12 protein-coding genes are annotated in these 13,730 nt (G+C 71.6%); 6 read left to right on the forward strand and 6 right to left on the reverse strand.

The genetic code is table 11. From position 1 onward, the window contains the following. Positions 1 to 34: 34 nt before the first annotated feature. The 4 genes from ACIA8D_RS03070 (at position 35) to ACIA8D_RS03085 (ending at position 4,443) form a co-directional block, all read left to right on the forward strand. A complete protein-coding gene (locus ACIA8D_RS03070) occupies positions 35 to 1,864 on the forward strand; it encodes an asparagine synthase-related protein (protein WP_399228180.1) in 1,830 nt (609 codons plus the stop codon). Further along, the gene (locus tag ACIA8D_RS03075) at positions 1,861 to 2,112 is read left to right on the forward strand and encodes a lasso peptide biosynthesis PqqD family chaperone (RefSeq protein WP_399228181.1); all 252 of its coding nucleotides are present in this window, start codon (positions 1,861 to 1,863) and stop codon (positions 2,110 to 2,112) included. Before ACIA8D_RS03070 ends, ACIA8D_RS03075 begins: the two co-directional genes overlap by 4 nt. Then, on the forward strand, positions 2,109 to 2,543 hold the full coding sequence (locus ACIA8D_RS03080) for a lasso peptide biosynthesis B2 protein (RefSeq protein ID WP_399228182.1): 435 nt from the start codon (positions 2,109 to 2,111) through the stop codon (positions 2,541 to 2,543). Before ACIA8D_RS03075 ends, ACIA8D_RS03080 begins: the two co-directional genes overlap by 4 nt. Before the next feature lie 115 nt (positions 2,544 to 2,658). Continuing rightward, positions 2,659 to 4,443, forward strand: a complete 1,785-nt coding sequence (locus tag ACIA8D_RS03085; RefSeq protein ID WP_399228184.1) for an ABC transporter ATP-binding protein — start codon at positions 2,659 to 2,661, stop codon at positions 4,441 to 4,443. A 3-nt stretch (positions 4,444 to 4,446) separates the two neighbouring features. Here the strand turns inward: ACIA8D_RS03085 and ACIA8D_RS03090 are convergent, their stop codons facing one another. Then, entirely contained in the window at positions 4,447 to 5,058 is a 612-nt protein-coding gene (locus ACIA8D_RS03090) for a YceI family protein (RefSeq protein WP_399228186.1), read from the reverse strand. A 380-nt stretch (positions 5,059 to 5,438) separates the two neighbouring features. Here ACIA8D_RS03090 and ACIA8D_RS03095 point away from each other — a divergent pair, with 380 nt between their 5' ends. Both ACIA8D_RS03095 and ACIA8D_RS03100 read left to right on the forward strand, forming a co-directional pair. Further along, the gene (locus tag ACIA8D_RS03095) at positions 5,439 to 7,034 is read left to right on the forward strand and encodes an acyl-CoA carboxylase subunit beta (protein ID WP_399228187.1); all 1,596 of its coding nucleotides are present in this window, start codon (positions 5,439 to 5,441) and stop codon (positions 7,032 to 7,034) included. Between the two features lie 28 nt (positions 7,035 to 7,062). After that, positions 7,063 to 7,260 (forward strand): acyl-CoA carboxylase subunit epsilon, encoded by a 198-nt coding sequence (locus ACIA8D_RS03100; RefSeq protein WP_399228189.1) that lies wholly within the window; start codon positions 7,063 to 7,065, stop codon positions 7,258 to 7,260. A 317-nt stretch (positions 7,261 to 7,577) separates the two neighbouring features. Here ACIA8D_RS03100 and ACIA8D_RS03105 read toward each other — a convergent pair whose 3' ends face one another. From ACIA8D_RS03105 to ACIA8D_RS03125, 5 genes are all read right to left on the reverse strand, one after another. Then, entirely contained in the window at positions 7,578 to 8,423 is an 846-nt protein-coding gene (locus ACIA8D_RS03105) for a hypothetical protein (protein ID WP_399228192.1), read from the reverse strand. Between the two features lie 182 nt (positions 8,424 to 8,605). Then, positions 8,606 to 9,196, reverse strand: coding sequence for a GTP-binding protein (locus tag ACIA8D_RS03110; RefSeq protein WP_399228193.1), 591 nt, complete (start codon positions 9,194 to 9,196; stop codon positions 8,606 to 8,608). Continuing rightward, positions 9,177 to 9,773 (reverse strand): DUF742 domain-containing protein, encoded by a 597-nt coding sequence (locus ACIA8D_RS03115; RefSeq protein WP_399228194.1) that lies wholly within the window; start codon positions 9,771 to 9,773, stop codon positions 9,177 to 9,179. Before ACIA8D_RS03115 ends, ACIA8D_RS03110 begins: the two co-directional genes overlap by 20 nt. A 94-nt stretch (positions 9,774 to 9,867) precedes the next feature. Then, positions 9,868 to 10,281, reverse strand: coding sequence for a roadblock/LC7 domain-containing protein (locus ACIA8D_RS03120; protein WP_240140277.1), 414 nt, complete (start codon positions 10,279 to 10,281; stop codon positions 9,868 to 9,870). Between the two features lie 10 nt (positions 10,282 to 10,291). Beyond that, positions 10,292 to 13,537, reverse strand: a complete 3,246-nt coding sequence (locus ACIA8D_RS03125; protein ID WP_399228197.1) for a nitrate- and nitrite sensing domain-containing protein — start codon at positions 13,535 to 13,537, stop codon at positions 10,292 to 10,294. Between the last annotated feature and the right edge of the window lie 193 nt (positions 13,538 to 13,730).

Genomic DNA, 13,730 nt, shown 5'->3' on the forward strand with positions numbered 1-13,730 from the left:
TCGAACCGTGCCGCCGACCCGGGAGTGCCCAGGAATGAAGTCGCCCGCCGCCCGTGACTGCTTCGTCGTCCTGCCGGACACCCCGGCGGGTGAGCGCGCGGCCCAACTCCTCGACGGAGGTCGGGTGTTCCGGTACCCCTCGGGTCGGCCGTGGATGGTCGTCCGCGCCCCACTGCGCGGCGTGCGCGGCGCCGTGCGCGGCGCGGACGCCGTCGTCGTCATCGGCCCGAGCGGGGTCGACGGCCTCGACGTCGACCTCCGTGCCGCTCGCGACAACGCCGGACTGCACGCCCGCCTCGCCCGCCGCCTGCCCGGCGTGCATCACGTCATCTCCCGTGTCGAGGGCGTGAGTTGGGTGCGCGGCACCGCCTCCGGGCTGCGTCGCGTGTACGTCACCACCGGGCCAGGACCTCGGCTCGCCTCCGACCGGCCCGCCGTCCTCGCCGCGCTCACCGGGGCCGGAGTCGACGAGGCCGCGCTCGCCCTGCGCCTCCTCGACTTCGTGCCGCACCCGCTCGGCGGGCGGCCCGTCTGGCGAGGCGTCACCGAGATCGACCCGGCCCAGGCCCTCGCGTTCGCCCTCGATGGTTCCGGACACCGCACCCATCGCTGGTGGCACGCCCCCGACGCCGAACTCCCGCTCACGGACGGCGTGTTGCGCCTCCACGACGCGCTCGACCGCTCCGTCCGCGCCCACCTCGCCGACCGCCCCCGCGTCAGCTGCGAGCTCTCCGGCGGCCTCGACTCCACCTCCCTCGCGTTCCTCACCCGGCGCGCCGAACCCGAGCGGCTCGCCCTGCTCACCGTCGCCTCCCGAGAGCCGTACGCCGAGGACGAGACGTGGGCCCGCCGCGCCGCCGCCCTCGCCCCCGAGGCGTCCCACGAGGTCGTCGATGCCGCCCAAGTGCCCTTGTTCTACGCGGGAGTCGGCGACGCGCCCGCCCCCGGCGACGTACCCACCGACGAACCGCTGCCCGTCGCGCCCGCCCGCGCCCGCGCCCGGATGCTCCTCGCTCGCGCGGCGGCCACCGGCTCCGACTGTCATCTCACCGGGTACGGCGGCGACGAACTGTTCATGGCGCTGCCGGCCGTCGCGGGCGACCTGTTCCCGCGGCAGCCGCGCGCGGCCCTGCACCGGATCGGCGCCGTGCGGCACCAGCTCGGCTGGCCGCTGACGGCGACCGCGCGCGCCCTGCTGACCCGCCCGTCCTTCGGCGCGTGGCTGGCGGACGCCGTGACCGGCGCCGCCCCGCCCACCGCCCGTACGCCCCAGCTGTCCTGGGGGGTGCGGCAGACCCTGCCGCCCTGGCTGACGCCCGGGGCCCGCACCCTGATCCGCGACACCTTCCGCGAGGCCGCCGCGCACGCCGAACCGCTCGCGCCCCGCCCCGGCCGCCACCTCGACCTCGACACCATCCGCATCGGCGCCCGGCACTTCCAGGCCATGGAGGCGTACGGGCTCGGCCTCGGACTCCCGGTCGCCGCGCCCATGTACGCCGACCACGTCATCGAGGCGACGCTCGCCGTGCGCCTCGCCGACCGCGTCGACCCGGCGCGCTACAAACCGCTGCTTGCCGGGGCCGTACGCGGCGTCGTGCCCGCGCCGCTGCTCGCCCGCACCACGAAGGACCACATGAACGGCGACAGCGCCCAGGGCCTGGTCCGGCACGCCGACGACATCCGGGAGCTGTGGCACGGCTCCCGGCTCGCCGCCCTCGGCCTGGTCGACGCCCGCGCCCTCGACGCCCTGGCCGCCGACCCGTACTCGCCCCTGCACACCCGGCACTCCATCGACGCGGCGCTCGCCTGCGAAATGTGGCTGCGCGCCCCCAGACCCTCCCCGAGAGAGGCCCTCACCCGGTGAAGCTCAACGACGGCATCGCGGTCACGACGACGGACTACGGCGGCGTACTCCTCGACCAACGGGCCGGTACCTACTGGCAGTTGAACGAGACGGCGACGGTCGTCGCCATCGCCGCGGCGCAGGGGCGCGGCCCGCGCACCGCCGTCGACCGGCTCGTCGCCGCCTTCGACGTGGACCGCGACCAGGCCGAGGCGGACGTCACCGAGCTGACCCGCCAGTTCGTCGCCGCGCGGCTGGCAACGCCGTGAGCACCGAGATGACCATGCCGGACGGCGGGGCGCGGGGGATCCGCGTACGCCTGGCGGTCGCGCTCGCCCTCCCCCTCGCACGTCTGCGCCCCGACCGCCTGCGCCGCGTCCTCGGGGTGCTCGCCCGCGGCGCCCGCCCGGCCCCGTACGAGACGGCGCTCACCGCGTACGCGTCGGTCGTCGCCACGAGCCGCCGCTGCGCCGGCTGGTACGGCTGCCTCCCGCGCTCGCTCGCCGTCGCCCTGCTGTGCCGCCTGACCGGAACCTGGCCCACCTGGCACGCGGGCGTCCGCGCGACACCCCCGTTCGCCCCACACGCATGGGTGACCGCGCAGGGCCGGATGGTGGGCGAGCGGGCGTCCCAGCAGGACTACCGCCCGCTGATGTCGGTGACACCCGGCAGGGGCGGGGGCGTCGGCCGTGTCGGGTGAGCACCGCCCGGGGTTCGCGGGGGCTCCGGCCGTGTCGGGTGACCCCGGTCCGGTGTCTGCGGGGGTGTCGGCCGTGCCGGGTGAGCGTCGCGCGGTGTCCGCCGGGGGGTCGGCCGTGTCGGGTGCACCCCGTCCGGGGTCCGCGAAGGCGCCGGGTGCGGCCCGTCCGGATCGGCTCCGTCGTCTGCTGGTCCACGGCCGGCCCCACGCGCCTCCGCTCGTCCTCGGGGGACTGCTCGCGGTCGCCGGGTCGGGGGCCGCGCTCGCGATGCCGGTCATGGCGCAGCACGCGGTGCGGGACTTCGCCGAGCACCGCTCGCCCGCCCCGGCCCTCCTGCTGCTCACGGTGATCGTGCTCGCGGGCGCCGCGCTCACCGCGACCGGCACGTACCTCATGTGCCGCACCGGAGAAGCCGTCGTCCTCGGCGCCCGCGAACGCCTCGTGGCCCGGCTGCTCCGCCTCGACGTCGCGTCCGTCGACCGGCTGAGCCCCGGTGACCTCCTGACGCGCGCGACCGGCGACACGACCCTGCTGCGCACCGCCTTGTCCCGCGGTCTCGTCGACTCCGTGAGCGGCGCGCTCACCCTGGCGGGGACGGTCGTCCTCATGGGGGCCATGGACGGGGTGCTGCTGGTCGTCACGGTACTGGCCCTCGCCGCGACGGCCGCCGCGCTCGCCCTGCTCATGCCCCGCATCCGCCGCGCGCAGACCGAGGCCCAGGAGGCCGTCGGGGAGATGGGCGCGCGGCTCGACCGGGCGCTGCAGTCCTTCCGTACGGTCAAGGCGAACGGCGCGGAGGACCGCGAGCGCGCCGCCGTCACCGGGGCCGCCCGCCGCGCCCGCGACAAGGGGCTCACCGTCGCCCGCTGGACCTCCGCGTCCGAGGTCTCGACGAGCGTGTCCGTGCAGCTCGCGTTCCTGTGTGTGCTCGGCGTGGGCGGCGCGCGCGTCGCGTCGGGCGCCCTCGACGTCGCCTCACTGATCGCGTTCCTGCTGTATCTCTTCTACCTGGTCGGCCCGTTGGGGCAGCTGACGGAGGGCTGGACCGGCCTGACCGGCGGCATGGCGGCGGTGGCCCGCCTGGCGGAGATCGAGCAACTGCCGGGGGAGAGCGACCTGCCGGCGGAACGAGCGAGTCCCGCGCCGCCCGGCGGATTCGGTGTCACCTTCACCGACGTCGTCCTCCGCTACGCCGACGACCGGCTCCCGGCCCACGACGGCGTCACCTTCGCGGCCCCGCCGCACGGCCTCACCGCCCTCGTCGGCCCCTCGGGCGCGGGCAAGTCCACGGTGTTCGCGCTTCTGGAGCGCTTCTACGACCACGACTCCGGGCTCGTCGCGGTCGACGGCCGCGACATCCGCGCCTGGCCGCCCACCGAACTGCGCGCCGCCATCGGCTACGTGGAGCAGGACGCGCCCGTCCTGGCCGGAACCCTGCGCGAGAACCTGCGGTACGCGGCCCCCGACGCGAGCGCGGACGAGGTGCGCGAGGCGCTGACCCGCACCCGGCTCGACGAACTCGTGGACCGGCTGCCCGACGGGCTCGACACCCCGGTCGGGCACCGCGGCGTGCTGCTCTCGGGCGGCGAACGCCAGCGCGTGGCCATCGCGAGAGCGCTGCTGCGCCGGCCCCGGCTGCTCCTGCTCGACGAGGTGACCTCGCACCTCGACGCGGTCAACGAACAGCACCTGCGCGAGGTCGTCCGCGACCTCTCCGGGCACACCACGGTCCTGGTGATCGCGCACCGGCTCTCGACCGTCGTCGACGCGGACACGATCGTGGTGCTGGAAAGCGGGCGCGTACGCGCCCAGGGCACCCACGTCGAACTGCTCGAACGGGATGCCCGCTACGCCGAGTTGGCGGCCACGCAACTCGTGACCGCCGCAACTCGTGGCTGAACCTCAGGCCTCCTTGATGGCCGAGATGTCGAAGTTCAGCTTGATCTTGTCCGAGATCAGGACGCCACCGGTCTCCAGCGCGGCGTTCCAGGTGAGGCCCCAGTCCGAGCGGAGGATCTCCGTCTTGCCCTCGAAGCCCACGCGCTCGTTGCCGAACGGGTCCTTCGCGACGCCGTTGAACTCCAGGTCGATGCTGAGCGGCCTGGTGGTGCCGAGGATCGTCAGGTCGCCCGTGATGCGGTAGTCGTCGCCGCCCAGGGACTCGGCGGAGGTCGACCGGAACGTCATCGTCGGGAACTCGTCGATCTTGAAGAAGTCGGCGCTCTTCAGGTGGCCGTCACGGTCGTCGTTGCCCGTGGAGATGCTCGCCATCTGCACGTCGAAGGAGGCCGTGGACTTGGCCGGATCCGAGCCGTCCAGGTGCAGCGAGCCGGTGAAGTCGCTGAAGCCGCCCTTCACGTTGGTCACCATGGCGTGCCGGGCGACGAAGCCGAGCGTGGTGTGAGCGGGGTCGACGGTGTAGTCGCCGGTGACGGCGGCGAGGTCCGGATTGGCCGGCGCGGCGGCGGCGTCGGGGGTGGCGGTGGACTCGTTCTTGCGGCCGAAGATGCCCATGACGTGCTCCTTGGGGACGGGCGGCACGGGTGGTGCCAAGTGGATTGACGCACTGATGTTGAACGTTGAACCATCAACTGGTTCCGACTGTAGCGCGACGATGTTCAATGTTCAACATCAAGCGCTGCGTGCTTCTTCGGTTACAGCCCGATATGAGCCACGTCGCCCTTTCGGGCGTGCACGGGACGCGCTGCCCAGACCGCGGTGTGAGGCGGGTCTCAGGGCGCCGGTTTGTGTGACGTCTACAAGGCGGACCCGCCCTGAGCAGTCACTTCGACCTCCCCGCGGCAGGGTTCTGTTCAGGGCTACCAGGAAAACGGGCCGGAGACTGTACGGAGTCGACGGCCCGTTTTCCGGTGCGCACTTCGTAAGGTCACTACATGACCGTTTTGGACGACACCGCCTCGAACCCGGGGGACGAGCCCACTGACGCACGCGGACGCGTGGCCGAGCTGCACGCGATCCGTGCGCAGGCGCTGGCGGGGCCCAGTGAGAAGGCGACCGCGGCCCAGCACGCGAAGGGCAAGCTGACGGCGCGTGAGCGCATCGCGCTGCTCCTCGACGAGGGTTCGTTCAACGAGGTCGAGCAGTTGCGCCGGCACCGGGCGACGGGCTTTGGTCTGGAGGCCAAGAAGCCGCACACGGACGGTGTCATCACCGGCTGGGGCACGGTCGAGGGCCGCACGGTCTTCGTCTACGCGCACGACTTCCGGATCTTCGGCGGGGCGCTGGGTGAGGCGCACGCGACGAAGATCCACAAGATCATGGACATGGCCATCGCGGCCGGTGCGCCGCTGGTCTCGCTGAACGACGGTGCGGGTGCCCGTATTCAGGAGGGTGTTTCGGCGCTCGCCGGGTACGGCGGCATCTTCCAGCGCAACACCAGGGCGTCCGGTGTCATCCCGCAGATCAGCGTGATGCTGGGCCCGTGCGCGGGCGGCGCGGCCTACAGCCCCGCCCTCACCGACTTCGTGTTCATGGTCCGGGACACCTCGCAGATGTTCATCACCGGCCCGGACGTGGTGAAGGCGGTCACGGGCGAGAACATCACGCAGAACGGGCTCGGCGGCGCCGACGTGCACGCCGAGACGAGCGGTGTCTCGCACTTCGCGTACGACGACGAGGAGACCTGCCTCGCCGAGGTTCGCTACCTGCTCTCGCTCCTCCCGCAGAACAACCGGGAGAACCCGCCGACCGTCGAGTCCGACGACCCGGCGGACCGCCGTGGCGACGTCCTCCTCGACCTCGTGCCGGCCGACGGCAACCGCCCCTACGACATGACCAAGGTCATCGAGGAGCTCGTCGACGACGGCGACTACCTGGAGGTCCACGAGCGCTGGGCGCGCAACATCATCTGCGCCCTGGCCCGGCTCGACGGCCAGGTCGTCGGCATCGTCGCCAACCAGCCGCAGGCCCTCGCGGGCGTCCTGGACATCGAGGCGAGCGAAAAAGCTGCCCGCTTCGTCCAGATGTGCGACGCTTTCAATATCCCCATCGTGACCCTGCTCGACGTGCCCGGCTTCCTGCCGGGTGTCGATCAGGAGCACGGCGGGATCATCCGGCACGGCGCCAAGCTGCTGTACGCGTACTGCAACGCCACCGTGCCGCGGATCTCGCTGATCCTGCGCAAGGCGTACGGAGGTGCGTACATCGTCATGGACTCGCAGTCCATCGGCGCCGACCTCACCTACGCCTGGCCGACCAACGAGATCGCGGTGATGGGAGCCGAGGGCGCGGCCAACGTGATCTTCCGTCGGCAGATCGCCGAGGCGGAGGACCCCGAGGCGATGCGCCAGAAGATGGTCAAGGAGTACAAGGCCGAGCTGATGCACCCGTACTACGCGGCGGAGCGCGGTCTGGTCGACGACGTGATCGACCCCGCGGAAACGCGCGAGGTGCTGGTCAAGTCCCTGGCGATGCTGCGCACCAAGCACGCCGACCTGCCGTCCCGCAAGCACGGCAACCCGCCGCAGTAACCGGCACAACTCGTAGGAGACCTGCCACATGTCCATGCCTGACATCCGTGTCGAGAAGGGCCACGCCGAGCCCGAGGAGGTCGCGGCCATCACCGCGATCCTGCTGGCGCGCGCCTCCGCGCAGCCCGCCGCTGCCGCGCCGGCACACCGGGTGCGTCAGCCGCGCGCCGGATGGCGCCGCCTGGAGCGCGAGCCCGGCTTCCGCGCGCCGCACAGCTGGCGCTGAGACCGTCTCGAAGGACCGGCATCCCGCAGGGGATGCCGGTCCTTCGGCGTTCAACGGCGCTTGATGCGGATGCCGGGGACGTTCGACAGTCGTGCAGTAAAAGCTCGCGCAGGGGGGAGCGCCGCGAGAGAGCCCAGGTCCCTTGGGAGAGCGCGCCCGGAGAGGTTCAGGAAGGCAAGAAGAGGGGGAGCGCACCCTCGACACGGAGCCAGGACCGCAGGTCGAAGCCGTGGAGATGCAGATAGCGGAGGTCCGGACGCGTCGAGCCCAGGCCGTCGAGGCCCAGCAGCGGACCGTCGCCCTGAAGGATCAGCAGGTCAAGGCCGTGCGGCAGAGGAAGCGCCCCCAGGTCCGTGCCCCGCGCGAACCGGCCGAGGCCCAGACAGGTCAGCCCGTCCGCCACCGGGATGCGCTCCAGCGGCGGCAGCCCGGACCAGTTCGCCCTCGATCCAGGCCCCGGCACCCGTACGTACCGAACGGCCGAGGCGCTCCGGGGCGGGGCCCGCCCCGTCACCGGAGCGCAGACTGACGTACGCCACCGAGAGACGTGCGCGGGGCATCGCCTCGGCGGAGAAGCCGAACAGCTCCATCTCGTCCAGGGACGCCGCCACAAGCTCCCGGTACTCCCGCAGGAAGGCCTCGTCCTGGTCCGAACCCTCGGGCGCGTACAGGGAACGGGCGGGCAGTCGCTCCAGCACCCGGTTCACTTCGGCGCCGAGCGACGTGGTGCGCGCGAGCAGTTCCGTGACCGCCCGCTCCGTGTCCACCGGCAGCCGCCGCAGGATTCGCACGTAGCAGTCGCAGCACTCGGCGAACACCAGGTCGTGAAAGCGGGCGGCGGCCTCGTCCAGACCGGCCGGGGCAGGGTGCGCGGCGCGTACGGCGCGGGTGAGGCGAACGGGGTCCGCGTCGGAGCCGATGATGGCCGCGTCGGAGAGATCGGCGTGGGCGAAGGCGTCCGTCACCGCGTCCAGCGCCGCTTGCCGCCCGACCTCCGTCAGATCGCGGAACTCGTGGTCGAGCAGGGGTTCCAGGCGCGCGGCGACCGCGTCCGCCATCTGCTCGAACTGCCGGTCCACGGCGCGCTGGGCGCGCATCCCCGGAATCCGGGCGCGGACCAGTTCGCTCAGCTCTCCCGCTCGCGCCGCCGGGGCGTCAGCCACATTCCCAGGGCACGGGTGACCACCACCCGGCCCACCCCGATCGCCGCCGCCTCCACACTCGTCGCCCCCCGGCACCGACAGTACAGAGCTGCAGTGTGGCGCGTGGTCGGCCGCAGGCGCCCGGACAACGCGAAAGCCGGGATCCCCCACAGGGGTCCCGGCTCGCGTGGAACGGTGAGCTGCTACCGGAGCCGCGCCATCAGGGCGTGCTCCACCAACGTGATCAGCGTCGACTTCGCGTCCGCGCGGTGGCGGGCGTCCGTCGTGATGATCGGGGTGTCAGGGCCGATCTGCAGGGCCTCGCGGACCTCGTCCGGGTTGTAGGGCTGCGCGCCGTCGAACCCGTTGAGGGCGATGACGAAGGGCAGGCCCGAGTTCTCGAAGTAGTCGACCGCGGGGAAGCAGTCGGCGAGGCGGCGGGTGTCGACGAGGACGACGGCGCCGATCGCGCCGCGCACCAGGTCGTCCCACATGAACCAGAAGCGGTCCTGACCGGGCGTACCGAAGAGGTACAGGATCAGGTCCTGGTCGAGCGTGATGCGGCCGAAGTCCATGGCGACCGTCGTGGTCGTCTTGTCACCGGTGTGGGTGAGGTCGTCGATGCCCGCCGACGCGGACGTCATGACGGCCTCGGTGCGCAGCGGGTTGATCTCGGAGACGGCGCCCACGAACGTCGTCTTGCCGACGCCGAATCCACCCGCCACCACGATCTTCGCCGATGTGGTGGAGCGGCTTGGAGCAGCCGGCCCTCCGCTAGAGGTTGCGAAGTCCACTGAGCACCCTTTCGAGCAATGTCACGTCTGGCTGGCCGCCGGCGCTCTCGTCGCCGCCGGGCTGATGAATGGCGACCAGTCCCGCCTCCGCGAGGTCGGCGACGAGAATCCTGGCCACACCGAGAGGGATCTGGAGCAGGGCCGAGATCTCGGCCACCGACTTGATCTCCCGGCAAAGATTGCAGATCCGCTGGTGCTCGGGCAGTTGGCCCTGCAACTGGTGCGGCTGCGCGGTGGTGTGCACCAGCGCCTCGATGGCGAGCTGGTACCGCGGCCTTGTGCGGCCGCCCGTCATGGCGTACGGGCGAACCAGCGGGTTGTTCTTCGCGGCGGGTGCGGGATTCGCGTCGGGACGCGGCTGCGGCTGCACGGGCTGGATGCGCGGCGCGGGCGGCTGGTCGTAGGGACCGGGCTGCCGGGTCGGTCGGGCGTGGTTCGCCGACGACGGGGAAGACGGGAAGTTGTACCGGTTCTGGGATCCGTCGTCACCCATGCCCGCCTGGCCCCGCCCCTGGCCGTGGCCGTAGGGCGGCCACTGGGCCGACGAACCGCTCGGGGGTGTTGCTGAACCAGACACGAACTTCCTCCTCCGACTGCGCTGGGCACCATCACTGTGGAGCCGCGTCCCGAAACCTTACGGCCCCGGGACGCGAATACGCACCGCCTGTCTGTTAGTTGAGAAGGCTTCCCTGAAGCTCCGCCCGCAGGTCCGGTGTGAGAACCGAGCCCGCACGGTCGACAAGAAGGGCCATCTCGTACCCAACGAGGCCAATGTCCGCCTCGGGGTGTGCAAGGACGGCGAGAGAAGAGCCGTCCGAGATGGACATGATGAAGAGGAATCCTCGCTCCATCTCCACAACTGTCTGGTTCACCGGGCCGCCTTCGAAGATGCGGGAGGCGCCCGCGGTCAACGAGGTCAGACCCGAGGCGACGGCCGCCAGCTGGTCGGCGCGGTCGCGGGGGAACCCTTCGGACATCGCCAGAAGGAGTCCGTCGGCGGAGACCACCACCGTGTGGGACACACCGGGGGTGTTGTCCACGAAGTTGGTGATCAACCAGTTCAGGTTCTGTGCCGCCTGGCTCATCGGGCTCACACTAACGCTCCTGGTTGTAGGTGCTGTCAGGGCCGAAGCCCTGGCCGTTCGTATCACTGCTGCCCTCGCTGCGTCCCCGCTGTACGCCGCGACGCAGGTTGCTGAGCCTGCCCCGGACGTCCTCGGGCGCGCGGGAGACCTGGGGGCCGCCCTGCGGCGTCGACTCCGCCGTGCCTTCGACCAGGTTGGCCTTGGGCACCCGGCGCGGCAGTCCGGACGCCGTGACCCCGCCCGCCTTCGGCTTCCTGAGCTGCTCCGCGCGCTCCCACCGGGCGTCGTTGGCCGAGCGCCAGGTGGTGTCCTCGTCGGAGCGGGTCTCGGGGGCCTGCTGGGGGTTCGGAGCGGGCTCCTGCGGGGCACCGCCACCGCGCCGCGGCAGACCTGCGTCGGTCAGCGCGTGGGGCGCGGAAGGGGCCGGTCCGGTCGGATCTGCCGAGGGGGCGATGCCGTGTCCGTCGAAGCCTACGCGTTCCCGGTCCGCCGCGGCAGTGTCCGGAGCGGATTCCGCTTCGGGTCCGAACGGGCTCTGGAAATCGGACTGGTAGGGCTCCCGGTAGGCGTCCTGCGCCTGCCAGTCGGCCCGCTGCGCGGACGGCTCGAACGCGTTGTACGACTCCCGCGGCGCTTCCGGATAACCGTCCTGCGGCGCGTACCCGGCGCCGAACGCGTCCGGCTGCCCGTTGTCGTGGCTGGGCTGCACGGGGACGAAGCCGTCGAAACCGCCCTGCTGCCGGCCGTCGTAGCCACCCTGGTGCTCGTCGTAGACGCCCTGCTGCGGATCGTCGTAGGCGAGCTGCTGGCGGTTGTCGTACGGGGCCTGGCGGGTGTCGTACGCGTTCTGCTCCGCGAAGGTCGGACGGTCCTGCTGCGGCTGCTGTGGCTGGAACTCGTCGCGGAAGAGCGGACGGTCCTGCGGGGGCCGCTGGTCCTCCTGGGCGGGGTCCTGCTGCTGCGCCTCCAGGGCCGCACGGCGCTCCTCACGCATGAGGGAGCGGCCGACCGGGTCCAGTTCGCGGGCGTCGTCCGGGACGTCGTAACGGCTGTCGTCGAAGCCGAGCTCGGCGGCCGTGCGCAGCGGGGTGTGCTCGAACGCGGCCTGCTTCGGGATCATCGTCGAGACGGTGAACTCGGAATCCTCCTGGATCCCGCCACCGCCACCGTGGGTGATGACCTCGGGCAGCATGACGAGCGAGGTGGTGCCCGCCTGTTCGCCCGAGGGGCGCAGCTGCACGCGGATGCCGTGCCGGTCCGACAGACGACCGACCACGAACAGGCCCATGCGCTGGGAGATCGCGGCGTCCACGGTCGGCGGGTTGGCCAGCCTGTGGTTGATGTCCGCGAAGTCCTCGGCGGTCAGGCCGATGCCCTTGTCGTGGATCTCGATCATGACGCGGCCGTCGGGGAGACGGGTCGCGGTGACGCGGACCTTGGTCTGCGGGGAGGAGAACGTCGTCGCGTTCTCCAGGAGCTCGGCGAGCAGGTGCACGAGGTCGGTGACCGCGCGGCCGTGGATCTCGGCCTCGGGGACGCCGGCCAGTTCGATGCGCTCGTACTGCTCGACCTCGGAGGTCGCGGCGCGGAGCACGTCGACCAGCGGGACCGGCTGGTCCCAGCGGCGGCCGGGCTCCTCGCCGGCGAGGACCAGGAGGTTCTCGCCGTTGCGGCGCATACGGGTCGCGAGGTGGTCCAGGCGGAAGAGGTTCTCCAGCTGGTCCGGGTCGGCCTCGTTGTTCTCCAGGTCGGTGATGAGGGTCAGCTGGCCCTCGATCAGCGACTGGTTGCGGCGCGACAGGTTGGTGAAGATCGCGTTGATGTTGCCGCGGAGCAGCGCCTGTTCGGCGGCGAGCCGGACGGCCTCGCGGTGCACCTGGTCGAAGGCGCGGGCGACCTCGCCGATCTCGTCGGTCGTGACGATCGGGATCGGCTGGATACGGGTGTCCACCCGGCCCGGTTCGGTGCGCGAGAGCTGGTCGACGAGCATCGGCAGCCGCTGCTCGGCCACGTCGAAGGCGGCGGAGCGCAGCCGGCGCATCGAGCGGGACATCTGCCGGGCCATCTGTCCTGCGAGCAGGAAGGCGGCGAGCAGCGCGACGACGACGGCGACACCGATGATGATGGCTTCGCGCTTCGCGTCGGCGGCGATGGCGGAGGCCTCGTTCACGGCCTTGTCCGCCAGATTCGACTCGATCGTGCGATAGGCGTCGAACTTCGCGGTGTTGACCGCCCACCAGTTCTGCGGCGTGACGCCCTTCTGGGCGAGCGCGAGCCGGGCGCTCGGCTGAGTGCTCGGCAGGGCCACCACGGCGGCCACCATCTTGGTGTTCTCGGGCGGCGGGACGTACGACGGGTTCTTGGCCTTGGCCGCGGCGGCCTGCTTGGCGCCGTCGGACTTCAGCTTCTTGATCGTGTCCTGGAGCTTCTGGAGGTCCTGGGCCGTACCCCCGCCCTTGTACTCCTCGATGGCGATGTTCTCGAGGTAGGCGTAGCTGCCGAGCGCGGTGCGCTGGCGGTTCAGGTTCGTGGCGCCGGGGCCCGGCTTCACCAGGAGGTGCATGCCGATGGACCGCTCGAGGGAGAGCGCGGCCTTGGTCAGCGAGATCGCGTAGACGGTGCGGCCGTAGCTGGTGATGTTGCCGGTGCCGAGACCGAGCTCGTTGGCGAACTCCATCAGCGGGTGCTGGATGGCGACGTAGCCCTCTTCGGTCTGCACGCCGGGCAGCTTGGAGGTGTAGGCGGCCGCGCGCAGCTTCTTCAGCTGGGGCTCGACCTCGGTGAACTGCGCCATCCGGCGCTCGAGGCCTTCCTTCTGCGGCATGTTCTCGGCCGCGGCGTGGAACTTCTCGGCGGCGGCGTCCGTGGCCTCGCGGACCGCGGTGACCTTGGGGTCGTCCGTCTTGCCCTGGAGGAGGGGCGCGGCGGAGATGTCGCGCTCCTCGATGAGGCGGTTGCCGTACGTCAGTGAGGCCTGCACGAGGCGTGCGGTGTTCTCGGCGTCCTCGGCCTCCTGCCAGGTGTCGATCGAGTTCGACACCTGGAAGCCACCCATGACGAGACCGACGACCACGGGTATGAGGAGGATGGCGTTCAGCTTGGTGGGTACACGCCAATTTCGGGGCGACATGCGACCGCCCGACGACGCCGGCGCGGTGGCCTCGGCCGCCGCCGCGGGCCGCGCCGCGTCGCGCGGGGGCGGGGTGAAGTTGCCCCGCGCCGAGACCGGCTCGGGACTGTTCTTGCTTCGCCTCACTCGACCAACAACCTCTCGGCGTCGGCACCTACGTTGTGCCGCTGTATGTCTCCAGGCCCATTGCTACTGGGCAGTTCAGCGCATTCCAGCACGTCAGGAGGCGCACTTCCAAACAGTCGGAAGCGGAAGCTCCGCGTGACGCACACCCCAGATAAAACGGTCATAAAGAGCGAGCCCCGCCAAAAGGCGGGGC

This window comes from Streptomyces sp. NPDC051684 (genome assembly GCF_044453445.1).
Lineage (GTDB): Bacteria > Actinomycetota > Actinomycetes > Streptomycetales > Streptomycetaceae > Streptomyces.

What these genes read in the sequence shown, in the direction of transcription:
- ACIA8D_RS03070 (WP_399228180.1), top strand. Translation starts at nt 35, where the DNA reads ATGAAGTCGCCCGCCGCCCGTGACTGCTTCGTCGTCCTGCCGGACACC.
- ACIA8D_RS03090 (WP_399228186.1), bottom strand. Translation starts at nt 5,058, where the DNA reads ATGGGCATCTTCGGCCGCAAGAACGAGTCCACCGCCACCCCCGACGCC.
- ACIA8D_RS03095 (WP_399228187.1), top strand. Translation starts at nt 5,439, where the DNA reads ATGACCGTTTTGGACGACACCGCCTCGAACCCGGGGGACGAGCCCACT.
- ACIA8D_RS03100 (WP_399228189.1), top strand. Translation starts at nt 7,063, where the DNA reads ATGTCCATGCCTGACATCCGTGTCGAGAAGGGCCACGCCGAGCCCGAG.
- ACIA8D_RS03120 (WP_240140277.1), bottom strand. Translation starts at nt 10,281, where the DNA reads ATGAGCCAGGCGGCACAGAACCTGAACTGGTTGATCACCAACTTCGTG.